This is a genomic window from Treponema berlinense, from assembly GCF_900167025.1.
GTDB classification, from domain to species: Bacteria; Spirochaetota; Spirochaetia; order Treponematales; family Treponemataceae; genus Treponema_D; species Treponema_D berlinense.
The window spans coordinates 123,143-148,871 of record NZ_FUXC01000001.1 but is presented as its reverse complement, the minus strand read 5'-3'; the positions used below and the strand labels follow the sequence as shown (position 1 = coordinate 148,871).

The window sequence follows — 25,729 nt, the reverse complement described above, 5'->3', positions numbered from 1 at the left end:
CAATTATTTATGAATATCAAGGTTACGTTTTGACCAAGTACGCACATCATAAACTTCAATGTCGGAAATCTCTTTCCAGCGGAATTCAGGCTCTTTGACAGGAAAAATCGGAGCTGAAGGCGGATGGCGGCGCTGATTGTTTTTTTCAGCAATATTTAAAATCTGCTCATAATTTCCAGTTCCTGGAACATAGACAAGATATTCTTTTCCATAAGCGTAAATTTTTTTGTCATCATCAGCAATAAAATTAACTGGAAAATTTTCAATTTTTTTTACGTTGCGGATTTTTGAACTTCGTCCCGTTGTGCAGGTATAAAGGTTTCCGGCAGCCTGAATAAATTTTGGAAGGCTGAATGTTTTTTTTCCATCAAAAAGTTCGGCACGGTCTTCGGATTCTTCCATTTGAGAAAGCCAGTAACGAACAGGATAAAAATTCTTGCCGTCCACGACATAACTTAAAAGCTCGTTTTTTATAACAGGAGGCGAAATAGTAATTCCGGAAGCAGCGGAAAAATCTTTTAAGAAAAAAACTTCCGTATCTAAAACAGAAAAATTACTTTTTGACAGTAGATTTTCCTGATTAAAATTTTCGCCTGCAAGAACAGGGTTTTCATAAAAGGCTTCGCGTATAAAAAAATTAAGGAAGATTTTTCCGTCGACGACAGCAAGAGGAATATAAACATAATCCTTTAGCGCAGGATATTTTATCCTTAACTCAAATGCAGCCGCCGTTTTTGAGGAATTTTCAAAAATCGTCTTAAAGTCTATCGAGATGTTTTCCGGATGAATTGCGCCCGTATTGTTTCTGTCCCGGCTTGAAATTTGGGCAAACTGTCCGCTTTCTGCGGCACGGTCGTCATACCATTGATAAAAGACACGAAGAACGCAGGCAAAAGAGGAATTTTTTCCGGAAAAAAGCAAAAGCCTGTCGCTGCCCTGCCAAACGCCTTCAAGCAAGGCCGGAACTTCCGAAGAATATTCTGAAAAATGAGAATAGTCGCGTCCAAAAGAAGAAAAAACAACGGCAAAAAAAAACAAAAGAAAAATAACTTTCTTCACAAAAAAATTATAAATAAAAAAAAAGAATTTTTCTATAAGAAGTTGATGCCAAAAGATTTTTGCCAGAACGGTTTGTGTAAAATTTTGCCTGATTTTTCTGCGTTAAGGATAGGAGCACCTGCGGAGCAGTTCCGAAACGAAGTGAAGGAATGAACCGCGAAGACGGTGAAGTGCGAATAGCCTGCCCCTTGCAAAACTTTAGTTTTGCAAGGGAACGCCCTGAATTAAAAACTGTTTTGTCTATTTTTTTTCGGAAAACAGTTTTTTGATTTCTTTTTTGTAGATTTCGGAAATTGAATGGCGCATAAGTTCGTGCTTTGCGTTGATTTCTTTTCCGAGCTGGAAACTCTGGTGCAAAAGTCCGAACTTAAAAATGCGTTCACAGGTACGGAAACCAGTTTTTGCATTTACGCGCATGTCGATTTCTGTGCGGAAAACATTTTGAATTTCGTTTGTTTCGAGAAGATTCTCGTAATTGTCGTAAAAAATTGAGTTTTCCTCTGCGTAAGCGATTACATTTGCCTGGTCTGGACAAATAAGCGCTGCTATGTATTTTTGATCCTGTCCAAGAACAACGCAGCGTTCAACAAGCGGTGAGGCGTTTACTGCATTTTCGATTACAACAGGCTCGATGTTTTCGCCGCCAAGAAGGACAATCGTGTCTTTTGCACGGCCGACGATTTTTAATTCCTTGTCGCAGCTTATCATGCCGAGGTCGCCTGTGTTGAGCCAGCCGTCTTTATCGATAATTTTTGCCGTCAAATCAGGACGCTTGTAGTATCCTTTCATTACCTGACGGCCTTTTACCATTACAAGACCGCGTTTGCCCGGTTTGAGAGGTTTTGAATCAACCGGCTGTCCGTTTTTTTCTTTTACGATTTTGACCTCGTTGCTCGGAAAAATCTGGCCGACATTGTTTGAACGCGGCTTTTTTGAATTGCAAACTGAAAGAACCGGAGATGTTTCTGTCATGCCGTAGCCTTCCATAAGTTTAAATCCGATTGCATGGAAAAAACTTTCGGTAGAAGGCTGAAGCGCGCCTCCGCCAGAAATCGCGGCACGCATTTTTCCGCCAAATTTTGCACGCAATTTTTTAAAAACAAGTTTTTCGGCTACAAAACGAGGAATCCATAAGATAATATACGGAAGAATTCCGAGCAAGGTGTCCAAAAAGCGCGGATACCAGTGATAGCGGCATCTTAAGCCAAAAACAAGTTCTTTTGCCTTGTAAAACTGTTTGCCGATAAATACCGCCGTGTTGAATTCCCACTGACGGATTCCGCTCTGTTTTTTGATTTCGCGGAAAAGTCCCTGCGCAACCGACTCCCAAAGGCGTGGAACGGCATTCATCCATTGAGGCTGAATAAGAGCCATGTCGCTGAGCATTACGGAAACAATCGGCTTTGAATAGGCAAATCCGCCTTCCATTGCAACGACCATATAGCAGAATGCGCGCTCAAAACTGTGCCAGATTGGAAGAACCGTAAGCCACATGTCTCCTCTCTGCATAAGTCCAAGACAGTGATGGGCAACTTCGCACTGTGCAATAAAATTGTCGTGAGTAAGCTGAACTCCCTTTGGAACGCCTGTCGTGCCGGAAGTAAAAATAATCGTCGCCGTATCGTCCGGAGAAATAGTTTCCATTGAGTCTTCGAGCTCTTTCCATTCCTCTTTTGTAATTTCCACACCAGAACTTTCCAAAAAGTGGTAGTTTACGACTTCAATTCCGAGAGATTTTGCCTTTTCAATAAGTTTTTCATCCGGATAGTCAAAAAGAACAGCTGTCTTTAAAAGAGGGACTTCCTCGACTTTTTCGAGAACTTTTTCAAGCTGTCTGCCGTTTTCAAAAAAACTTACCTTACATTCGGTAAAATTCAGGATAAAGCGAATTTCAACGCCCATTGAATCGCATCCACGAGGAACGTCGATTGCGCCGAGAGTTAAAAGCGCATAGTCGGCAATGAGCCATTCGCGGCGGTTGTCGCTCATAAGTCCAACATGCTCACCGCGTTTAATTCCGAGTTTTTTAAGGCTGTGCGCCATTTCGAGAACATGCTGATAAACTTGGGAATAACTGTAGCGGACAAAAACTCCGCTCTTGTTCTTTACGGCCTGCAAAGTCAAGTTCGGATTTTTTTTAGTTTTTTCTCTAAGAAGAATCGGAAGGTTTTTTCCGAGTGTTTTGTCAAATGTAGTATCAGGGAAAATTTTTTCAATCATAATAATATGACATTATCACAAAATATGTCATTTTGACAAGCAAAAAGTTTTGACATGTAAAAACAAAAAAAAGGCATCAGATGATTTTTTCAAACTGATGCCTTGTCCACATTTTTGTAATTCATTTTTTTAATCAACAAGCTCTTTAAGCGAAAGAACCGCGTTTTTGCAGCAGTCAGGACATTCGCAAAGAACTTTTCCTGTTGAAAGGCCTTTTAGCTCACGGCAGAGAGTTGCGCCGCATTTTTCCTTAAAGTCCGAAAGTATTTTTTTTGCGGCAACTGGAGTTCCTTTTCCTCCAGTCAAAAAACCTGCAACCATTACGGCTCCGATTAAGGCGCCGCATGTGGCTTCCATACAGCCCATTCCGGCGGCAAAACCAGCACCGCTTTTCATCAAATCGTCAGAAGAAAGCGGAAGAGTGTCTTCAAAAACTTTCAGCACCGACTGAGTGCAGTTGCATTGTCCAGTCGCCTTTAATTCAGCCGCTTTTTGAGCGCGTTCTTCTAAATTCATTATGCCTCCTATAAAACTCCGCGTTAGCGGCGAGCCACGGATGGCAAGAATCACAGTTTGTGAAAGCTTTGCTTGAGCAAACTGCAATGATAAAAATTACAAGGATGTAATTTTTATCTACCTCCTACGGAAGAATAGCACAAAATTCAAAAAAATACATCGCAAAAAAAAGATTTCACAAGACAAAAGATTTCACAAGTCTTGAAAATCGGATATAAAAATTGAAAAAACTTCAAAACCTTACCGGAACAATTTTTAATGGAACAAGATTTTTTTTTCTGTTATATTGATTTTATGGTTACATATTTAGGAAAACTTGGCGAGCTTACTTTAAAAGGCTCCAATTTAAAATCATTTGAAAAGCTTTTGGTTCAAAACGCAAAATCTTATCTTCTGTCGGTCGAAGCAAAAGTTCACTTAAATTTTGGAAGGCTTTATATTGAATGTGATGAAAGCGCCTGTCCTGCCGTTGAATTTACACTTAACCATTTGACAGGAATCACAGGCTGGGCAAAGGCCGAAGTCTGCGGCAAAAACATTGAATCAATTCAAAAAAAAGTTCTGGAACTTGCAGAATCAGAAAAAAAACGCGGTGCCAAAACATTTAAAATCGAAGCAAAACGAAGCGACAAAAGTTTTGAACTTGACAGTTACGGAATTATGCGCGAAGCCGGAAATCTAGTCTACGAACAAAAACTTCTCGACGTAGACGTTCATTCGCCGGACGTTATTTTTACTGTAGAAGTGCGCGACAAAGTTTACGTTTATTCGGATTCAAAAAAAGGCTGCCGTGGACTTCCTGTCGGCTGTTCGGGTAAAGGACTTTTACTTTTGAGCGGCGGTCTTGACAGTCCGGTTGCCGGTTACAGAATGATTCGCCGCGGAATGACGGTTGAATGCGTTTATTTTCACTCATATCCTTACACTTCCGAGGAAGCACAGAAAAAAGTCGAAAAACTTGCGGAAATTGTAAGCGGCTATGGAATAAGGCTGCACTTGAACACAATTCCTTTTACGCAGGTTCAAATGCAGATTAAGAAAAAATCTCCAGAAAATTATACAACTCTTATGCTCCGCATGTGCATGATGAAAGTTGCAACTATGCTCGCAAAAAGAATCGGCGCTGACTGCCTTATCACCGGCGAAAGCCTCGGTCAAGTTGCAAGCCAGACGGTCGAAAATATGGCTGTGACCGAATCTGCCTGCGGACTTCCGCTTTTAAGACCGCTCGTTGGTCTGGACAAAGAAGAAATCATTGCAACAGCAAGAGAAATCGGCACTTACGAAACTTCAATCCTGCCTTACGAAGACTGCTGCGTGCTTTTCAGTCCAAAACATCCAGTTCTGCGCGCCCCGCTTGACGAAGCCCAGGAAATTTTCAAAAGCCTCGAGGTCGACTCTCTTATCGAAGAAGCGTTCAACAACAGGGAACTTATGAGATTTGAAGCCACAGGATTTGTTGCTCAAAACTGGGGAACAAAAGAAAATACAGAAAAACTTTCAAAAGACCACGCAGTCTTGATTCCAAGGGAAAAATAAATTTCCTCGAAAATCTAAGCTTTTAAGTTTATAAGGGGAGAAGTCTCTCCCCTCGCGGCAAACTTCGTAAGCCGCTCCCCTCTCTGCGGGGACACCCCGCAACGCCCCGGTTCTAGTACGTATATCTAAAACCGAGCGTAAAATAGTGATTTACCCTGTCGGTTAAATTTTCAATCCATTCGCTCTTTTGCTTAGCTGCTTCTTCCTTAGCTTTTGCATAAAGTTCTGTTTTTTCGATCTTTTCACCATTAAGATAATAAGTCTTGCTACCATCAGATTCTGTCTTATAATCCCAAGTAAAGGTTCCGCCCTTATAAATATTTTTATTGACTCCGGAATTTTTTACATATTCAAAGGTGTAGCCTGCAAGGAAAGTAAGCTGTCCGCCTCTTGTCTTTGGAAGGTCAATCTCGGCTGTAAGTCCAGCCTGCATTACAGCCATCTTGTGGTCTGAAGTCATAAATCCGAGATTTTCCCAGGCCTGATCGACGTGTGTTCCAGAAGTTCCGTCCGGGTCAGAAAACATCTGGTGCATGTAGGCAGAGCCGTCTGTCACATACTGGCCCTCTTTTGCAAGAACATATTCCGCCGCGTCGTCATCGTCAAATGCTTCCGCCGAATTTGCATGGCGGATAAAATTCGTTGCAAAACCAAATCTCATAAACGGCTTTGGAGAAAATTGCGCATAAAACGAAACCTTGTCGGAGTTAGGATCTAGCGCAGAACCAATATTCACTCCTGCGTTCGTGTAATTCTGGCGGTTTGCAGTAGCCCCGGAAATTTCTCCCGAATCATCGCTTCCGTATTCCCAGTGTGCATAAATATAAGGCAAAACAATCTGGTAATTAAGTCCGATTTTTTTGCAAGATGTGTTTGACGGAGCAAAAACAAGTCCTGTCTGCCCTGCCACGCGGATTTTTGTGTCAAAATTAAGTTTTACAATGTCGTTCACTTCAATATCATCAACAAAAATATCTGTCGACCACAAAAGTCCGTTTGCTGGTTTTATATTGAGCACAAGTCCCATTTGCAAATTGTCATTTGCGCCTCCAATATTCTGAATCGGCATGTACGGAACAGGAAAAAGATACGAAATGTTCATATTCGGACCAAAAACAATGTTCTCGTAATAAGAAACATTGATAAAATCATTAAAGCGGTAGTTTATAGAATGAAACGAAAGGTATTTTCCGTCGCTGTGGTCGCTGTATTCATAAGGATTGTTCGTCGTCGCGCCAATAATTTCAAAAACAGAAGAATAACTCCACTTTTTTCTGGTTACGTTCATAATAAGGTTTGCAGAATGAAAAGAAGTGTCGTTAAGGGCAAGTCCGTCGTTCAAAAATGAACCGTAGCCTGTTTTGCTAAGTCCGGCAATTGCATAATATTCATTTGTGCCGACAGCAACGTTTGTGTTCCAGTCAAGGTAAAGAGCAATCGGTCCAATGCTTGAAGAGTCAAACACTGAATCCGGAGCCTTGTTTTTGTAAAGAGGAGCAATATCTTCGTAATCTGTAACTTCCGCATACATTCCAAGGTCGTAGCCAGCAGAAATATACGGATTAAAAACTATTTCTCCGGCAATTCCGCCCTCGCCCTTTACATTTTTTGTTCCTTTGTCGGTTTCTTCCGTCAGGTTTTGCGAAGCCTTGTATTCTCCGTCGCCAGCAACATAAAGATTCAAAGATTTTCCGAAAATTCTTTCATATTCATAAAGCGCAAATTCGCGGTCAAGTTTGTCGCCCTTGTCTATAACTTCTTCGAGAATAGATTTTATAAGGTTTGAAGGATAAGGACGAATCTGCGGAAGAGCCGAAATATAGCCTTTTAATTCCCAGCCCTGGGCTTGAGAATAAAATCTGTCCGTCGGATCTACACTTACCTGGGCAAATGAACAGAACAAATCTGCGAGTAAAACTGCAGAAAGCAAAACTTTTTTCATAAAAATCCTCGTTTTGGAAAATTATATCAGGACATTCCAGCTTTTTATTTTCAGGAATTCCTTAAACAAACATCTCCAGCTTAAAACAATTTACAATTTAATCGAACACGCTCCGGCAACTTCAAGTCCAGCGGCTTTTTTCCCTTCTTCGTGTCCCTTGTTGAATATAAACACAAAGGAAGGCTGCAAGGCACATTCGATTTTTGACGAAAAATTGTATGTTCCGCGGACTGAAATTCTGTTTACAAACTCAGGAGTTCCGGTCGGAGTTACAAGCGACTGAAGGTCCTTTGCAGTTAATGACGGAAAAACTGAACTTCCTTTTGAACTGCTTCCAGGATAACACCAGCCGTCAGGATAATCATCATTTGTATGAACTCCTCCCCACAAGTATTTTCCGTCGCTTACCATTGTGTCAAATACACTTGTTCCGGACATTTCGCCTCTTGCCATAAAAAGATAGATAAAGTTCAAAGCCCATTTTTCAGGAACTTCGTATCCCATGTCAAGCTCTCCGCTGATTGTGTCAGGACCAAAAGGAGAACCAATCCATTCGTAGAACGGATATTTTTTATTTCCCATGTTTTCGGCGTATGTGCGGACCAAGGACCAGTTCGGACTTTCCTTTATGTAAAGATAAGGCTGGGCATAACTTCCCTCAAGAGCAAACGTAAAACGTCCTTTTGAAACTGGCAGTGTATACCTTCCTCCAAGCTGGCCGCCCATTGCGTTCGGCGTCGTGTCGTCTGGATAATTGGAAGTTTCGTAAGAAGTCTGAAACTGTGTCATGGCAAAAAGACCGTAGAATTTTAAATTTGAAACAGGAGTAAACTGAAACTTTATGCCAAGATATGCGCCGGTATGGCTTTCCCTGTCATAAGAATCATCACCTTCGTCTGGATATTCACGCCACGGCGCCATTCCATGAAAAATCGTAAAAGGATTTAAGTAGCGCAGTTCAACAGGAGCATTTACAAAAATGCCCTCAAGAGCCGTAATTGTCAGTTTCTTAAAAAGCCTTATATCAAACTGATGCGCGTACATATAGCGGTCAACGTTAAACTGGCTTACAATTCCTGTGTATTTTATGTCTGGAGAATAAATCGAAAGCTGGGCATAAGAAGCTCCGGTAAGATATTCAGACCAAATCATTGAACCCGTAAGCGTTTTTCCGATATTTCTAGCTCCTTTTCCAATCTGAAAAGAAACTCCTGTCTTTTGCGTCAATCTGTGTCCGATCGAAAAATATGCGGTGTCAGGAAAGTTGATGTCGATTGCATCCGCCGAAAAAGGAACATTTGAGTATATGTCATTTTTTACCGCATTGTTTTTATTCATTCCAAGAAGAATATCCATCTTCATTGTGACAAAGTCCGAAACTGTAAAATTTAAAGGAACAAAAATGAACGGTTTGCGCTCATATCTGTCATAAACCCAGTCAATATCGTCATTCGTCTTGTAAAAACCAGAAAGGTTAAAAGAAGGCTCTATTCCAAAGTTTATGAGGCCGGATTTTAAGCCAATCTGCTCATATTCAAAATAGTTTTGAATTTTCTTGAGTTCTGCACGGCCGGCTTCGCTCAACTTAAAAAAATCAATTTCCTGCAAATAAAGTTTTAACTCAGAAATTAAAGCCGGTTCAGAATCTGCAAAATTTACAATTCCGCTTTCCATGCACAGGTTTTCGATTGAGTCGTAAATCCAGTGTCCGGCTTCCACAAGTTCCTGATCTCCGCGGGCAAAAGCAAAAAACGAAATTCCGCAAAAAAGAACAGTTGAAAATATTTTTTTCATAACCCTTTTATTCATTTTTTAATCCATTTTTTTCTGAAGTTTTTACGGCAACAGCCTTTTCGTAACATTCGACAAGTTTTGGCGTCAAGGAAGAAATTTTCCATTTAGCGCCCCAAGACTTAGCTTCGAGAGATTTTTCTTTTCTGAGATTCTGGTCTTCGAGAAGGAGCTGGACTTTTTGGGCAAATTCATTCACATCGTCTTTTACCATAAATCCGCCGTTATCGCCCTGCATTACGTCAACAGTTCCCAATTCTCCGATTGCAACAACAGGAAGACCGCTCAACATGGCTTCTACAGTAACAAGTCCCTGGGTTTCTGTTTTGCTCGGGAAGGTAAAGACGCTTGCCATTCTGTAAAAATATATCAGGTCTTCGCCGGGAATGTAACCTGTAAAAAAAACTGAATCCGTCAAATTTTGATTTTCTGCCAATTCCTTGAGCTCTTCAAGGTAAGGACCGTTTCCAACAAATAAAACAGCAGTCTTTTTATTCTTTTTTTGAATTTCACGCAGAACATCAAGCAGAAAAGCGCAGTTTTTTTCTTTTACGACACGGCCAACAAAAAGAAGGATCTTCTTGCCTTTTATTCCTGGACATTTTGAATAAAGTCTGGAACGAACCGCCATTCCGCGCTTTATCGAATATTTTAATTTTTCTTCGGGGATTCCCGTTGGAAGAATATCAGGCACCTTATCAATTCCGTATCTTGAAACGACAGAAGCAATTCTTTGGGTTGGAGCAATTATTTCGTCAGCGCGCTTAAGATAATATTTTACGATTCCTGCACCGATTTTGCGAAGACTTATATCCGGCAAAAAATTAACGTAATTTGAAAGATAATCTTCCCACATCGTATGAAAGGTAAAAACGCATGGAAGTTTCCGGTGACGTGCATAAATAGACCCCAAATAGCCGATAGTCCATTCAGAATTCAGGTGAACTACGTCCGGTTTGAATTTATCAAGAGATTTTTTGAGATAATGCCAGGTATTCAGACGCACAATGCGGTCTTCCTTCGAAAAAACAACTGAGGTTGAAGGAATACGGAGGATTTTAAAAGGCGCAGTTGCATCGCTTTCTTTTTCGTTAAAAAAAGAGCTTCGCTGCTGTTCCTGAGAATATTCAAGGCAGACAACGCAGACTTCGTGGCCAAGCCTTGAAAGCTCCGTTGCATAAGACTTTACTGAAACAGAAACCCCGTTGATTCTCGGAAAATAGGCGTCTGTAAACATTGCTATTTTCATAGAATCTACATTTTACTCAATTAAAACGTCAACTTCAAGATGACGAATGACAGATGACGAATGACGGACAGTTTTGCTTTAAAACCGCAGATTTAATGTTTTTAGGATGAATTTTTCCAGAGAATTCTATAAACTTAATTTATATGACTTCAGAACAAAAACAGCAGATTTATTCGCTTTTAAAAACCGCATCAGATTCTATTCTGGGCTACAAATCTAAAAGTTTTGACGAAAATGCTCCGTTTTTTAAGGATGATGAAAAAATTCAACTTCAAGAAAAACAGCAGCCACAACAAAAAATTCAGCCTCAGGAAAATACAAAAAGCTCAAATCAGATTTTGCCGCAGTCGATGCAAAACGTAATCGAAAAAATCGCCCAGTGCTCACGCTGTCCGCTTGCAAAAACCCGCCACAACACAGTTCCGGGAACAGGAGTTTCTTCTCCATTTGTCCTTGTAATCGGCGAAGGACCTGGTTTTGAAGAAGATATGCAGGGACTTCCATTTGTAGGGCCAGCAGGACAACTTTTAGACAAGATGCTCGCCGCAATCAATTTGAGCCGAATTTCAAACGTTTACATTGCAAATATCGTAAAGTGCCGTCCGCCTCAAAACAGAAATCCTTATCCTGAAGAAGCAGATGCGTGTTCTTCTTTTTTGCAGGCGCAGATTGCGCTTTTAAAACCAAAGGCAATTCTCTGCGTAGGAACAGTCGCTGCAAAAAACCTTTTAAAGACCGAATTTGGAGTTACAAAGCTTCGCGGACAGTTTTTTGAATATCAAAATATTCCAGTCTGCGTAACTTACCATCCAAGCGCGCTTTTGAGAGACATTTCACTTAAAAGACTTGCATGGGAAGACTTGAAATTTTTTAAGACAAAACTGCTTGAATTAAACCCAGGCTACGAAAGCCAATATATTCCATACGTAAAACAATAAAAATGGCAAAATATCTTCAGGTTGCGCTAAACGTTCCCTTAAACCAGACATTCACTTACCTCAACATAGAACCTTCCGGAATTTCAAGAATCGGATGCAGGGTTGAAATAAAATTCGGGGCACGGAAAACAAAAGGCTGCGTCGTAGGCGAATTTGAAAATCTTCCGACAGATTTTCCAATCGAAGAATCAAAAATCCGGCCAATCACAAAAGTTATTGACGAAAAGCCGCTTTTAACTCCGGAACTGATTGAACTTGCATTCTGGGTTTCAAAATATTACATCTGCGCAATCGGCGAAGCAGTAAGCGCCATGCTTCCTTCTGCAAAACGCGAAACCGATGCCGGAGGATTTTCGTTCGTAGATGAAATTTCTTCGGAAAAAGCGGCTGTCTTGAGCGAAGAACAGGAAAAAGCCGTAAAAGAAATTCTTTCGCCAGAGTCAAAGACAAACCTTCACTATCTTTACGGGCCGACAGGCACTGGCAAGACGGAAGTTTTTCTTCAATGCGCGCAAAAAATCCTTGACCAAAAAAAAGGCGTAATCTACCTTGTACCGGAAATCGGCCTTACACAGCAAGTTATCGAGGCAGTCGTAAAAAGATTCGGTCAGACGGCGGCCGTTCTTCATTCAGGTCTAACTCCAAGTCAAAAATTAAGCGAATACCACAGAATCTTAAACCGGGAGGCACGGGTCGTAATCGGCGCGCGAAGCGCAGTCTTTGCTCCAGTTCCAGACCTCGGCCTTATAATAATCGACGAAGAGCACGACGGCTCCTACAAATCAGGCTCAACTCCGCGCTACCATGCAAGACAGGTTGCAATGTACCGCTGCAAAAAACAGAAAATTCCTCTTGTAATGGGTTCGGCGACACCGAGCGTTGAAGCCTGGTATCTTATGAACAAAAAGACAATCGCCAGGCACACACTCTCAAAACGCCTGGCCGGCGGAAAAATGCCTCAAATCAAAACAGTCGACCTAAAAAACGAACCGGCCGACACTCTCTGCATTTCGCGCGAGCTCGAGCACGAAATAAACCAGACCCTTGCAGAAAAAAAACAGACAATCCTGTTTTTAAACCGCCGAGGATTCACCCACTTTTACCGCTGCCGCTCCTGCGGATTTGAATTAAAATGCAAAAACTGCTCTGTAAGCCTTACCTACCACAAGACAGAAAACCGTCTTCGCTGCCATTACTGCGGCTGGAGCACAACGCCGCCACAGCAGTGTCCGCAATGCGGCTCTCTTGATGCAGGCTATTCGGGCTTTGGAACAGAATTTATAGAATCCGAAGTAAAGGCAAAATTTCCGAATGCAAAAATCGTGCGCATGGACACGGACAACCTTACAAAAAAAGGCGAGCTGCAGGAAAAAATCAACGCCTTTAAAAACAACGAATACGACATTATGCTCGGAACCCAGATGGTCGCAAAAGGGCTCAACTTTCCAAACTTAAAACTGGTCGGAGTAATTCTTGCGGACACAGCCCTTCATCTGCCGGATTTCCGCTCAGCAGAACGCACATTTTCGCTCATAACGCAGGTTGCCGGCCGCGCAGGAAGATTTTTTCCAGACGGCAAAGTCCTCGTACAGACATATTCGCCAGAACGAGAGCCTATTCTCTTTTCGGTAAACAATCAGACGCAAAAATTCTACGAAATGGAAATAAATAACCGACGGATGCTCAATTTTCCGCCTTTTTGCCGCCTTGTCCGTCTGGTTTTCAGGGCGCCGACAGAAAAACAGGCAGTCGAGGCCGCAGAAGGAGCGTCATCAATTCTCAGAAACGAACTTTACGCCCTTTACAACCAGAAAATCTCGCCTGATTTTACGCAGGAACAAAAAAACAAGGTCGCTTCCACAGAAATTCTCGGTCCAGCCGAGTGTCCGCTTTCAAAAATCTCAGGAAGTTTCCGCTGGCAGCTCATTTTAAAAGGACAGGACATAACAATTCTTCAAAAAGCAGCAGCTGGTCTTTTTTACAACTATTCGCGCCCGACAGACGTCTACATCGAAACCGACGTGGATCCTGTAAACCTTCTTTAAATTTTTGGGCGCCACCCGCTTTTGCGGGCCGGAGTATTACGGGCTTCGGTGCCCTCGGTGCTTTGCACCGGCTTCGCCGCCCTCCATGTTCCTGGCGCAGAAAAAAGCTCAAATATGACGCCTGGTTCCATCAAATTTTATTTCGTGCAAAAAAAGTCCCTTTGCAGGAGCCGTCGGACCTGCATTTTTTCGTTCTTTGCTTTCCAAAACTTTCTTAAAAAATTCAGCATCTTTTCCCATACGCTCAAAATAAATCAGGCTTCCTGTAATCGAGCGGACCATTTTCCACAAAAAGGCATTCGCTTCAATCTGAAAAACAAGGTTTTCGCCTTCATAAAAAAAATGCGCATCATCAATATAACGGAACATCGAAACGCTCTGGTCGCCGGCCGCGGCAAAAGTCGAGCAGTCAATTTCGCCATGCAGACATTCGGCCATCTTATTCAATTTTTCAATATCCGGTCTGTAATGAATCGGCCAGACATATCTCATCTGGCTTGCAAAAGGTTTTCCCGTATTTATAAAATATCTGTAAACCCGGCTCGTTGCATTTCTTCTGGCAGAAAAATTCTCGTCAACCACCCTTGCATTCATAATCCGCACATCGTCCGGCAAAAAACAGTTTAAAGCCACAGGATATTTTTCTATCGGAATCGAATCCACCGGAGAATAAAAATTCGCCGCCTGAGCAAAAGCATGGACTCCGCTGTCAGTCCTTCCGGAACCCTGCAAAGAAATTTTTTGTTTATGGAGTTTTTCCAGCGCATCTTCCACAGTTTGCTGGACAGTTCTGACAGCTTTTCCCTTATCTGCAAAATCTTGCCGCTGCCAGCCGCAAAAATCGGTTCCGTCATAAGAAATAGTCAAAAGTATATTACGCAAAATAACCGCCTTTTTTCGCAAATTGAATTTTCAAAAAAGTCTATTCATCGTCAACCGAAATAACATTGGCTTCGTTTAAGGTTGCCGTCAGTTTGTCGTAAAGGTCGCGAGATTTTTCCAAAAGCGGTCCAGGTTTTGATTTTGAAGATTTTCCAAGTCCAAAAATTCGGGCAATAGAACGCTTGTTTGCATCGAGTTTTTTATAGCGCATCTGCATGTCTTCTTTCTGTCCGTATTTGTATTCCAAAAGCGAATTAAGATAGATTACGCCGTCGTAACCGTAATTTTTGTCTATGTCAGGTCCAAAATTCGTAATTTTTGCAATCGTTTCGATTCTCTGAGTCTCGTTAATCAAAGTCTGCTCGTAAAAAAACTGGGCTTTTCTGTAAAAAACTTCGGCCGCATAGTCATAATTATGCTCAGGAACAATTTTCTGCAAATCGCGGCAAATCCATGCCAAACGAAGCGAAATTATCGCCCTTTTCATTGTCGGCGCATACGAAAGATCCACTTTTTCGTAAGACAGAAGCGCAAGATAATACATTGCCGCTCCGTCAAGAAGGTTTCGTTCTCTCGTCAATTCATAATAAGGAAACATGTTGTTTACAATTTCTTTGCGGTTTTTGCTGTCCGCCAAAAGCGCATTGAGAGAATTATTATCCTGAATTTCTTCAAAATCGCTCCAAAAAAGCGCAGTATGGCATTTTGGACAGGCTCCGATTGAATAAATCACCGGATAAATCTGACCGTATTTTGCAGAAGGCTCAAAAACGCGGTGCAGTTCGTCAGTCAGTTCTCCGGCAATCATTCGTCCAGAACCGGAAAGCATTTCCTCACGCTCAAAATTGTTCTGGCAGACCGGGCAATGGCATCTGTTTTTTGACCAATAGGAAATCTTTGGCTTTTTTCCAGGATTTTCAACTTTTTTTGAACTGCGGTACAACATAGATTCTCCAGAATTTTATTTTATAAAAGTATTTTAACTCAATTTTTCGATTATAACAAAAGCAACTGCATATTCTTTTTCGTGGCTTATAGAAAGCTGAATATTGAGGTCCTTTCCTATATTGGCTTCAAGATTTTTTTTAGTTTTTTCTCCAAATTCAAAAAACGGTTTTCCGGCTTTATCCTTGGCAACATAAAAATCATTCAAGCTCAGGCCGGTAAATCCTGTTCCCATGGCCTTGGAAAAAGCCTCTTTTGCGGCAAAACGGGCCGCATAGTGACGGCAGGCTGCTCCTTCATTTTGACAAAAATCACCGGAAAACTGCTCATTTTCGTTAAAAAAACGCAAAAACAAATCCGGTTTTTTGAGCCACTTTTCAAACCTTCTTACTTCGCAAATGTCCGTTCCAATTCCGTAAACCATTATTCGCCTGACTGTCCGCCTGTCAATTCAATTTTTTCTGGAAGAATTTCATTCACCGGAGAAGTAATCACATCTCCAACTTTTTCTTCAAGCTCATCTACAACCTTGATTTTTTCTACGGCAACTTTTATTTTTTTAGGAGAAAAATCCTGAACTGTAAATTTTGCAGGAACTGACGCTTTTACATCAAGCTCGTAAATTCCAGGTTCAGAAATCTCCGACGCATTTACAAAAAGCGAACCCTGAGAAACGCTAAATTTCTCTAAATCGACCAGTTTTCCGCTTAAATTCAAAATTCCAGAATTTTTTTGAGAGGAAACCACAAATTCTTTAGGCAAAGATTTTACATCTATCATCTCAACAGAAAAACTTTTTTCCGAAACGACAGGCGCAATTTCGACCGTAACCGTAAGTTTTTCTTCATTATTTTTAAATTTTAAATACGAGCCCGGATTTTCTGGCAAAACAGGAGAAGCAAAACTTTTATCCGCATTTTTTACCGAAACAGCCTTTGTCTGAAGCCTCGTGCAGTTTTGAACCATCGAGCGCGGTCCTGTAAGTTCAACCGTGTCTGGTTTTACAGTAATATTTTTTATCTCATAGCCATGAGCAGGACTTCCGTTTATAAGAGGCAAAACCGGCACAAAGGCTGAAATTTTTTCCTCAACTTTTAAATTGACTTCCTGAGGCGAAACTGTAACTTCAAGTGTATCAAGCAAGAGAGCCTGCTGAGGAAGCTCAACAAGAACAGGAAGCTTGTAAACTCCGTCTTTTGGCAGATAGTTCAGGTCAAGATAGGCGGAAAAGTTGTTTTTTTGAAGAGAAGCAATATCTTCTGTCTTTCCCTTTAACTTGATTTTTACATTTGCAGGATACGGACTTACCGGCACAATTCCTGAACCGTTTTTTATCTTTAAAGGAACTGTAAAAGACCTGGAATCTTGAAGCGAAAGCGTATAAAAAACGTAAATACATATTGCAAGCAGAACACAACTCGCCTTTACCGGCCAGTTTTCCGTAATTTTTTCAATAAAGTCCTTTATTTTCATCAATTGTGTCCTCTATCGTTTTTTGCGCAGGCGTCATTTCCAACAGTTTTTCGAGCTGTTTTGTAATCTGGTTCGGGTTCAAATCGTAGTGAAGCTGGCTGTCGTAAGCAAGAGAAACCGCTCCAGACTCTTCTGAAACGACAAGAACAACGGCATCGCTTATTTCGCTCATTCCGAGGGCGGCACGGTGTCTTGTTCCGAATGTTTTTTTAATATCATATTGCTCGCTCAAAGGCAAAAAACAGCCTGCGGCGATTATTTTTCCGTTCTGAACGACGCAGGCGGCGTCATGCAAAGGCGTGTCATGACCAAAAATCGTCACAAGAAGAGCGCTTGAAAGGTCTGCGTCAAGACGTGTTCCAGTTTCGATAATGTCATCAATTTTGGTATGGCGTGTAAAAACTACGAGCATGCCTCTCTTCATTTTTGAAAGCATTTCGGCGGCAATGATTACGGTATCGACATAAGTATGCCTTGAGCGGTTTCCAAAAGTGAACCACTGGCTCTGTCCAAGCTTTAAGAAAACCTTTCTAAGTTCCGGCTGGAATACAATCGCAAAACAGACAACAAGTCCAGGAGCAAGTTTTTGAAGAACCCACAGCAGCATTGAAAGATGAAGCAAAAGCGCCACAGCATAGGCCATTGCAACGACAATCGCGGCTTTTATTATCTGAAGGGCATTCGTTTTTACAATTATTTCGTATGCCTTGTACAAAATAAAGGCCATTACACCAATATCTAAAAACGGCCGTATAAAATCATAAATATGAAGAAGATTTTCAAATCCGTTCAATCTATACTCCAATTCCTTTTAAAACATTCAGTGAATCAACTGCTTCTTTTACATCGTGCACGCGGACAAGAGTTGCTCCGTTCATAACGGCAATCAAATCCGCAGCAACAGTTCCTATCATTCTGTCCTGAATTTCACGGTTGCAAAGCTGACCGATTACAGTTTTTCGGGAAAGCGCCATTAAAACTGGATATTTTGAATCGCACAGCTGTCCGCATCTTCTGATTAAAGTGCAGTTGTCAGTCATATTCTTTCCAAAGCCGATTCCAGGATCAACAATAATCTTATCAGAAGATATGCCCTGCTTTAAAGCGTGTTCAACTCTCTGACGCAAATAAAGGTCAACTTCCTTAAAAATATCCTGATATTCGGTATTGTTCTGCATAACGTCCGGAGTAGAACGCTTGTGCATTAAAATTACAGGAATTTTTGATTCCGCGCACAGTCCTGCAAGTTTTTCATCGTCTTCAAGGGCGGAAACATCGTTCAAAATGTCAGCACCTTCGTCGAGACAGGCTTTCATGACAGAATATTTTCTTGTATCTATCGAAACGGGAATGTCTGAATGACGGCGGATTTCGCTTAAAACCGGAATAAGCCTTTTTATCTGCTCATCTTCGCTCACATAATGGGAGCCAGGCCTTGTAGATTCTGCGCCAAGGTCAATAATATCCGCTCCCTGCTCAATCTGTTCAAGAGCCATCTGAGTTCCGCCGCGGCTTCCCTCCCAAAATGAATCTGGAGTCGCATTTACAATTCCCATTACGAAGGCATTTTTTTCTGTCGTAATAGTCTTATCTGCAAGTCTTAATGAAATCATTTTCTATAAACCACCTTATAAGCACATTCCGCAAGACTCCGCGGATCCATTTTTACATCTTCGCAGATTTCGCCGCGAGTTCCTTGACTTAAAAATTTTTCCGGCAAAGCATTGACCGCAGTTTTATTAAATCCGCGTTTTAACAATTCATATTCAAGCTCTTCACTCACACCGCCGCGGCATATTCCGTCTTCAACAAATATAACCGCATCACGATTTTTTGCATATTCAAAAAGATGATTTACATCAACCTTATTTAAAAATCTCAGTGAATAAATATCAGCCTCAATGTTTTCAATCATAAGATTGCGGCTCGCCTGTATCACTTCCGAAAGCATGCTTCCTGTAGAAACAAAAAGAACGGATTTTAACTTTTTCTTTTTTTGAACTGAAACATCTTCCAGCCCATCTTCATCAAACTTCAGGCTCAAGGCAGGCGCAAATTCCTCGCATTTTACGTAAACGCCCCTTCCTTCTTCAATTTTTTGAGAAAAACATTTCAATTCTGTCGGACAAGTCGATTTTGGATAGCGGAGCACGACAGGCTTGTTTCGAGAAAGCGCCCATTCAAGGCTAAGCTTAAAATCAGCGGCAGTCGCAGGGGAAAGAATTGTTAAATTCGGAACAGTCCTCAAAAGCGCAATGTCAAACATGCCCTGATGAGTCTCTCCATCGCTCGGAACAAGTCCTGCCCTGTCCAAACAGAAAACCACCGGAAATTCCGGCAATGCGACATCGTGGATTATCTGGTCGACAGCCCGCTGCATAAAAGTTGAATAGATTGCAACCACTGGCTTTAGTCCACCGGCCGCAAGTCCAGAAGCAAAAGTTACAGCGTGCTCTTCGGCGATTCCAACATCAAAAAATCTTTCCGGAAAGCGCCTTGCAAAAGCATCAAGTCCAGTTCCTTTTGCCATTGCCGCCGTAATCGCAGTAATTCTCTTATCTTTTTCCGCAAATTCAAGCAAAGTCTGGCTAAAACATTCGGTAAAGCTCATCGTATCAAAATGCTCAACTTTTCCGTCAGAAATTAAAAACGGTCCGATTCCATGAAAAGCCGCCGGATCATTTTCCGCAGGAGAATAACCTTTTCCTTTTTTTGTAACTACGTGAACTACGACCGGTCCTTGAAGTTTTTTTACGTCCTTAAAAACATTTTCGAGCTCACCGATATTGTGTCCGTCCAAAGGTCCGACGTATTCAAAACCTAAATCTGTAAAAAAATTATTGCTTAAAAAGAGAGCCTTTAGAGAACGCTTAAATCTGTAGACAAATTTTCCGATATGTCTGTTTGAATTTGGAATTTTTGAAAGCGCAAGGTCAATTTTGTGGCGAATATTCTGATAAAAACCAGACATCGTAAGTTTAGAAAGATATTTTGAAACAGCTCCAGTATTCTCGCTGATTGACATTTTGTTGTCATTCAAAACAACTATAAGATTTTTTCCAAGCTGGCCTGCATGGTTCATAGCCTCAAGCGCAAGTCCGCCGGTCAAAGAGCCGTCTCCGATCACAGCGACAACTTTTCCGTTTTTTTTCTGTAAATTCCAGGCTGTCAAAAGACCAAGCCCCTGAGAAATCGAAGTAGAAGCGTGTCCGTTGTCAAAAAAATCATGTTTGCTTTCAGTCCTTCTGGTAAAACCAGAAAGTCCATTTTTTTTTCTTATAGTTGAAAAATCCGAAAAACGGCCAGTAAGCATCTTGTGCACATAGCACTGATGGCTTACATCAAAAATTATCGCGTCTTCCGGCGAATTAAAAACCCTGTGAAGCGCAATCGTAAGCTCGACAACACCAAGATTTGAAGCAAGATGTCCGCCGTTTTTTCCGACTACTTCAATAATTTTTTTTCTAATTTCTTCTGAAAGTTTCGGAAGCTGGTCTTCCGGGAGTTTTTTTAAATCATCGGGCGAATTTATTTTGGAAAGCAACATAACAATCTTCTATTATTTTTATTGTAAGACAAAAAACTGATTTTTACAATTTTGAAGAAAAAAAAGACCGCGAAGTAAAAAACTACCGCGGTCTATTCTACGGGCATATATCAAAACACCAAAAAAGATGTTACTTGCTCTTATGCCGATTGCGTCTAAGCATCTTCTTGCGCTTATGTGTAGCCATCTTCTGGCGCTTTCTTTTTTTACCACAAGGCATTATGGGCACTCCTTAATCAAATTAGTATACTAATTATCATCAATTTAAAGTCTTTCGTCAAGAGATTAAAACCGATGTAAATTACTTTTGTTCAATTCTTTTGTATTGAATAGTGTTGTTAAAAACCTGTTTTGCCGCAAGAGATACAACTTTACCGTCATTGCGGTCAATTTCTGCATCTTTCATCATTGCCAGCTGATAAGCACGGCGACTTGCTGCGACAGTAATCTCATAAACGTTTCCTGAAAATTTTACAAGCTGTTCCAAAGGAAAAATCATTACACTATCCCCCAAGTTAATGTGAATACTCGATTATATTATAATCTAAAAATGCTGTCTAGTATTTATTAAATCAGTTTTTCAAATTATAATAAATTTATGCGCAGTTCATCTACTTTTGCAACAATTCTTGCTCTTAAACAGTCTGGAGAAAACAACCGTTCTGTAACACTCCTTACTCCTCAAGACGGAATTGTTTACGCAACTCTTTATGGCGGTCCAAAAAGCAAATTTCGTTCGCTTGTAAGCCCATTTAACTGCGGAACTGCGTATCTTTACAAAGACGAAACAAAAAATTCCTGCAAGATAACCGATTTTGACGTAAAATCCTATCATCCGTCGTTTAGAGAAAATCTTTTTAAAACCTATGCGGCAAGTTTTGCTTCGGAAATCATAATAAAATCACGCTGCGCAGGAAGCCCGGAGCAGGCATTCTATCTTTTTAACGGACTTTTGGACGGAATGGAACAGAGCACAGAAAACAATAGCAGGCTCGGTCTTATCCGTTTCTTGTGGCGTTACACAGGAATTTTGGGAATGAGGCCGGACGCGCAATTCTGCTGCCAATGCGGAAAATCTTTTTTAGCAGACAAAATTGACCAAAACGCGCAGACTTTCTGCGGAATGTACAGCGAACGCGAAAATGGATTTGTGTGCAGAGACTGCCTTTCAAACGCGCAAACAGAAAACCGAAACAGTTTTTTTCTTTCCAAAACTTCGCTAACATATCTTCAGGCAGTTTCGGTTCTAAAACCAAAAGACGTCCGCGAAATAATAATTGATGAAAAAACAATGATTGAATTAAAAGACTTTTGCTATTTTTTAATTCAAAATATATGCGGAACAAGATTCCTTTCGCTTGAATCAGGAATTGCTATTCTTTAAGTTGCAAAAAAAATAAAAACAGGATTATAAAATGAAAAAATGGATTAAAAAACCGGTTCTAAAAGAATCAGTAAACGAAATGACAAAAAAATACGGAATTGACGCAATCACCGCTTCAATTCTAATTCGCCGCGGAATTACAAAAAGCAGCGACATACTTTATTTTTTGGAAGACGACAAAAGATTTTTACACAATCCGTTTGAATTTTCTGCGATGGAAGACGCCGTTGATAGAATTCTTCAGGCCCAGGAAGAAGGAGAAATCGTCCTGATTTTCGGAGACCGCGATGTAGACGGAATTTCAAGCACTACGATTTTATACGAACAGCTCAAGTCTATGGGAATCGAAGTTGAATGGAGGCTTCCTGGCGGAAATGACGGTTACGGACTATCTATCGAAGCCGTAGACGAATTTTACAAAAAAAACGGAACACTCATCATTACAGTTGACTGCGGAATTTCAAACAACGCAGAAATCGCCCATGCGGCAGAGCTCGGAATCGACACGATAGTTCTTGACCACCACAACCCTCCCGAACAGCTTCCAAGTCCGGCAATAATCGTTGATCAAAAATGCGAAGATTCACAATATCCTTTCCACGATATTTCTGGAGCAGCAATCGCCTGCAAAACCGCCGCAGCCCTCCGCTTTACAAAATCTGAGCTTTACAAACAGGAAATATGCCTGCTTACAGCGCGCAAAGAAAACGAAGAGAACGTTATCGAATGCATGAAGGTCCGGAACCTTGTAAAACAGGAAATTTTAGTTCAAAAAATAGTTCCATTGAGCGTGCCGTTTTCAAAGACAAAATTTCTCTCTTTTTTGACAGGACAGCAGATTTTTGTATGGGACAAAAGCGAAACCATGAAAATTTTGAACGAAACGTTCGGCTCTTCAATCGAATTCAACGTCCTTGACCTAAGAAATGAAGTTTCAAAAATATTTCCTCAATTTTCAGAAAAAAGCCTTTTAGATTTAAAAAAAGCGTCAATTCTCGCAAAATACAACGAAACTGACGGAACCCAGATTGAAACCTTTTTCAATATTTTTGTAACATACATCAATACTGTAACTGCAAAACAATTTCCAAAAGACAGCATTCAGGAAGAAAAAGACTTTCAGCTTGCAGCGCTTGCCGCACTCGCGGACATAATGCCCCTCAAAGACGAGAACCGCATAATCGTAAGACAGGGGCTAAAATCAATAAACTCAGGAAACGCGCGTCCAGGCTTAATCGAACTCCTCTCAAAACTAAAACTTTTGGGCACAACGGTGACAAGCACAAAATTAAGCTGGAATGTAGTTCCTGTTTTAAATGCCACAGGCCGCCTCGGACAACCGGAACTTGGAATGAAACTTTTTCTTGAAGAAGATCCGTACAAAAGAGACAAAATTGCTGACGAAATACTCGAAATGAACTGCAAGCGAAAAGAACTCGGTCAAAAAGCCTGGGAAATCGCCTCAAAAACAGCAGAAGAAAGCATAAAACACTACGGCGGAAAACTCTGCGTAATAATCGACAAAGACATAAACCGCGGAGTTTCAGGAATTCTTGCAGGAAGACTTACTTCAACATATAAAATTCCGTCAATGGCAGTTACAGTTGTCGATGGAATTGCAATCGGCTCAATGCGCAGCTGCCGTGGATTTTTACTGCCACCATTTTTGGACAAAATGTCCGATATTTTTATAAACCACGGAGGACACAACCTTGCGGCAGGATTCAGTTTTGAAGAATCAAAAATGGAAGAATTCAAAAAACGCCTTGAACATCTCTGCAAGGAAATTGAACTGAATAACGACGAAGAAAGCGAAAATATCGAAATCGACGCCGAACTTCCGCCTCAATATCTAAAACCGGAAATTTTAAATATAATCGACCGTTTTGAGCCTTACGGCGAAGAAAATCCAGAACTCACATTTTTGAGCCAGGGAATGAAAATTCAAGACGGAATTCTCATGGGAAAACCAGATCCAGTCCACCTAAAATTGATTCTTGACGCTGGAGAAACAAAATGGCCGGCAATATTCTTCGGCGAAGGCGAACGTCTCCACAGAGACTTTGACAAGGGAGATTTTATAAATATTTTGTATCAGGTTCAGCGCAACGTCTTTAACGGAAATGTGACTCCGCAGATGATTTTGTCCGAAACTCAACTTACAAACAAGTAGAATCCAGCTTGATTTTAAGAATTTGCGACTGATTCGCAGGCAACGCTACTTTAAGAGAGCCAGAAACTGCTCTTCTGTAATTACCGGAATTCCTAATTTTGCGGCCTTTACATTTTTTGAGGAACCGCTTGCAGCGTCGTTTGTCACAAGATAAGAAAGATCTTTTGTGACAGACGATTTGCATGTTCCGCCGTTTTTCTTTACGAGGGATTCGGCGTCCAGTCTTTTCATCGTCACAAGTTCACCGGTAAAACAAAAAGATTTACCTGCAAAAACACCAGAAGCTCTTCCCTCTTCAACTTGAATGTAGTTTTTTGAGAGAAAAACAAGCTCGTCCTTATTTTCTTCAAGCCCTTCAAAAAAGTTTCTGGCAGAAATTTCTGCAAATCCATAGACTTTTGCAAAATCCTCAGTTTTTGCCTCAAGCATTTTTTCCAAAGTGTTAAATCCGCTGTCCACAAGTTTTTGAACCATAGTTTCGCCCATGTCTTCAATATCAAACCCCGCAATAAAGGCGGCTAATTTTGCTTTTCTGTGAGATTGAATTGAATCATAAACTTTCTGCGCTCCAAGGCTTTCCTTTTCTTTTTGACGGCTTTCCTCATTCAAAAAATACGGTGTCAGTTCTTCGACCGTAAGAGTGTACAAATCGCTAATCGAACGCACCCTGGAAGAATTAAAAAGCGATTTTATCAAAGTTTCGCCAAGGTCGCGAATGTCAATCACGCTGACCCATTTTAGAAGCTGATGCAAAATTCTTTTTTCGCAGTTTTTGTTTGGACAAAAAAGCCTTGTTCCCTCGTCCGTAAGCTTTGAACCACAGCAGGAACATTTTTCGGGAATTTGAATTTCCGAAAACACCTGCCCTTTTTCTGCCGGAACAACGCTTTCGATTTTTGGAATTATTTCTCCTCGCTTTACCACGACGATTTTGCTTCCAATTTTTACTCCGAGTCTTCGCATTGTTTCGGGATTTGAAAGAGACGCCCTCTGCACTGTAGTTCCATTCAGCTGAACTTCGTCAAAAACAGCCACAGGAGTATAAGTTGCTCCGGATTCACTCCATTCAACATTGCGCAAAACCGACACCGCTTCTTCCAGACTGAATTTAAATGCGATCTGTCTGTCCGGGCGCGCACGGCTTGCGTCTGCATGGTTTATCGTCCGCTCTTTTACAACAAGTCCGTCTATGTCGTATTCAAGATTTTTTCGTTCTTCCATAACAGATGCGCGATATTCGATCACTTCATCTGCTGAACGGCAAATTTTTAAAGGAACGACATTAAATCCGCAGTTTTTAAGCCAGACGATTTTTTCCTCTTCATCTTTAAAAGGCTGATTTCCGTCCGAAGCCCAGGCATCGTAAGTAATGAGTTTTAGATTTTCGCTTCCTAGACCGTCTTTTCTTTTCATAAGACCGTTTGCGGCATTCCGGCAATTGGCCTTATCTGCATACAAACTGTCATGAACAGAATGCGTCATTATGACTTCGCCACGCACGCCGCCCGTATAATCAAGAATTTTTCCGTCCAAAGAGCAAAGTGCCGCCGGAACTCCGTGCATTTTTTTTGCGTTAAGCGTAATGTCATCGCCTACAGTTCCGTCTCCGCGAGTTACAGCAGCCTTTAAAATTCCATGCTCAAACTGAAGCTCAAGGCTTGCGCCGTCAAGCTTGTATTCAACAAGATATTCTGAATACGAATGATTTTTTGTCCATGCTAAAAACTGCTGAGGATCGGCGGCTTTTTCCTGACTTCCCATAGGCATGATATGGCGCACTTTTGCAAAATTTCCGCTGTCCGCTCCAACTTTTTGCAGGACAGGATTTTGCGGATCCAAAAGTTTTAATTCGTCCCAGAGTTTATCAAATTCAAAATCCGAAATTTCCGCTTCACCGTTGTAATAAGAAGCCTGATATTTTTTTATTAAACTAACTAATTCTGAAATTCTTGCGCTTTGACCTATGTCAAAAAGATCTCCCATAAAATCCCCTCTTTTTAAGGCTGACGCTCTCACAATTTTTGGG

The 25,729-nt window shown here is 41.1% G+C and carries 20 protein-coding genes; 5 read left to right on the top strand and 15 right to left on the bottom strand.

The window, feature by feature from the left end; genetic code table 11:
- Positions 1-3: 3 nt before the first annotated feature.
- From B5D47_RS00640 to B5D47_RS00625, 3 genes are all read right to left on the bottom strand, one after another.
- A complete protein-coding gene (locus B5D47_RS00640; protein WP_143592564.1) occupies positions 4-1,059 on the bottom strand; it encodes a hypothetical protein in 1,056 nt (351 codons plus the stop codon).
- 240 nt (positions 1,060-1,299) lie between these two features.
- Positions 1,300-3,279 (bottom strand): AMP-dependent synthetase/ligase, encoded by a 1,980-nt coding sequence (locus B5D47_RS00630; RefSeq protein ID WP_078929812.1) that lies wholly within the window; start codon positions 3,277-3,279, stop codon positions 1,300-1,302.
- 129 nt (positions 3,280-3,408) lie between these two features.
- Entirely contained in the window at positions 3,409-3,795 is a 387-nt protein-coding gene (locus tag B5D47_RS00625; RefSeq protein WP_078929810.1) for a C-GCAxxG-C-C family protein, read from the bottom strand.
- 294 nt (positions 3,796-4,089) lie between these two features.
- Here B5D47_RS00625 and thiI point away from each other — a divergent pair, with 294 nt between their 5' ends.
- Positions 4,090-5,334: a tRNA uracil 4-sulfurtransferase ThiI gene (gene thiI / locus B5D47_RS00620; protein WP_078930133.1), complete on the top strand. Its 1,245-nt coding sequence runs from the start codon at positions 4,090-4,092 to the stop codon at positions 5,332-5,334.
- A 112-nt stretch (positions 5,335-5,446) separates the two neighbouring features.
- Here thiI and B5D47_RS00615 read toward each other — a convergent pair whose 3' ends face one another.
- The 3 genes from B5D47_RS00615 to B5D47_RS00605 form a co-directional block, all read right to left on the bottom strand.
- Entirely contained in the window at positions 5,447-7,276 is a 1,830-nt protein-coding gene (locus B5D47_RS00615) for a hypothetical protein (protein ID WP_078929808.1), read from the bottom strand.
- Between the two features lie 90 nt (positions 7,277-7,366).
- Positions 7,367-9,070, bottom strand: a complete 1,704-nt coding sequence (locus B5D47_RS00610; RefSeq protein WP_143592563.1) for a hypothetical protein — start codon at positions 9,068-9,070, stop codon at positions 7,367-7,369.
- A gap of 7 nt (positions 9,071-9,077) precedes the next feature.
- Positions 9,078-10,316, bottom strand: coding sequence for a glycosyltransferase (locus B5D47_RS00605; protein WP_078929804.1), 1,239 nt, complete (start codon positions 10,314-10,316; stop codon positions 9,078-9,080).
- 143 nt (positions 10,317-10,459) lie between these two features.
- Here B5D47_RS00605 and B5D47_RS00600 point away from each other — a divergent pair, with 143 nt between their 5' ends.
- Complete coding sequence (locus B5D47_RS00600) at positions 10,460-11,254, top strand: uracil-DNA glycosylase (protein WP_078929802.1); 795 nt, start codon at positions 10,460-10,462, stop codon at positions 11,252-11,254.
- A 2-nt stretch (positions 11,255-11,256) separates the two neighbouring features.
- The gene (gene priA / locus B5D47_RS00595; RefSeq protein ID WP_078929800.1) at positions 11,257-13,299 is read left to right on the top strand and encodes a replication restart helicase PriA; all 2,043 of its coding nucleotides are present in this window, start codon (positions 11,257-11,259) and stop codon (positions 13,297-13,299) included.
- A gap of 108 nt (positions 13,300-13,407) precedes the next feature.
- Here priA and truA read toward each other — a convergent pair whose 3' ends face one another.
- The 8 genes from truA to B5D47_RS00555 form a co-directional block, all read right to left on the bottom strand.
- Positions 13,408-14,181, bottom strand: coding sequence for a tRNA pseudouridine(38-40) synthase TruA (gene truA, locus B5D47_RS00590; RefSeq protein WP_078930132.1), 774 nt, complete (start codon positions 14,179-14,181; stop codon positions 13,408-13,410).
- 40 nt (positions 14,182-14,221) lie between these two features.
- On the bottom strand, positions 14,222-15,127 hold the full coding sequence (locus B5D47_RS00585; RefSeq protein ID WP_078929798.1) for a DUF2225 domain-containing protein: 906 nt from the start codon (positions 15,125-15,127) through the stop codon (positions 14,222-14,224).
- Between the two features lie 33 nt (positions 15,128-15,160).
- Positions 15,161-15,550: a holo-ACP synthase gene (acpS, locus tag B5D47_RS00580; protein WP_078929796.1), complete on the bottom strand. Its 390-nt coding sequence runs from the start codon at positions 15,548-15,550 to the stop codon at positions 15,161-15,163.
- Positions 15,550-16,599, bottom strand: a complete 1,050-nt coding sequence (locus B5D47_RS00575; protein WP_078929794.1) for a CdaR family protein — start codon at positions 16,597-16,599, stop codon at positions 15,550-15,552. The genes acpS and B5D47_RS00575 overlap by 1 nt, the downstream gene beginning before the upstream one ends.
- Positions 16,577-17,392 carry a diadenylate cyclase CdaA gene (gene cdaA / locus B5D47_RS00570; RefSeq protein WP_078929793.1) on the bottom strand — a complete coding sequence of 272 codons (816 nt, stop codon included), beginning with the start codon at positions 17,390-17,392 and terminating at the stop codon, positions 16,577-16,579. The genes B5D47_RS00575 and cdaA overlap by 23 nt, the downstream gene beginning before the upstream one ends.
- A 1-nt stretch (position 17,393) precedes the next feature.
- Positions 17,394-18,212, bottom strand: a complete 819-nt coding sequence (gene folP / locus B5D47_RS00565; protein ID WP_078929792.1) for a dihydropteroate synthase — start codon at positions 18,210-18,212, stop codon at positions 17,394-17,396.
- Positions 18,209-20,146 (bottom strand): 1-deoxy-D-xylulose-5-phosphate synthase, encoded by a 1,938-nt coding sequence (gene dxs / locus B5D47_RS00560; protein ID WP_078929790.1) that lies wholly within the window; start codon positions 20,144-20,146, stop codon positions 18,209-18,211. The genes folP and dxs overlap by 4 nt, the downstream gene beginning before the upstream one ends.
- 301 nt (positions 20,147-20,447) lie before the next feature.
- Positions 20,448-20,645, bottom strand: coding sequence for a DNA-directed RNA polymerase subunit omega (locus B5D47_RS00555; RefSeq protein ID WP_078929789.1), 198 nt, complete (start codon positions 20,643-20,645; stop codon positions 20,448-20,450).
- 99 nt (positions 20,646-20,744) lie between these two features.
- On the opposite strand from B5D47_RS00555, the gene recO reads away from it, so the two are divergent.
- Together recO and recJ are read left to right on the top strand one after the other, a co-directional pair.
- A complete protein-coding gene (gene recO / locus B5D47_RS00550; protein WP_078929787.1) occupies positions 20,745-21,530 on the top strand; it encodes a DNA repair protein RecO in 786 nt (261 codons plus the stop codon).
- Between the two features lie 31 nt (positions 21,531-21,561).
- Positions 21,562-23,703: a single-stranded-DNA-specific exonuclease RecJ gene (gene recJ / locus B5D47_RS00545; protein WP_078929785.1), complete on the top strand. Its 2,142-nt coding sequence runs from the start codon at positions 21,562-21,564 to the stop codon at positions 23,701-23,703.
- 45 nt (positions 23,704-23,748) lie between these two features.
- On the opposite strand, the gene ligA is transcribed toward recJ, so the two are convergent.
- Positions 23,749-25,686: an NAD-dependent DNA ligase LigA gene (gene ligA / locus B5D47_RS00540; protein WP_143592561.1), complete on the bottom strand. Its 1,938-nt coding sequence runs from the start codon at positions 25,684-25,686 to the stop codon at positions 23,749-23,751.
- Positions 25,687-25,729: the final 43 nt, after the last annotated feature.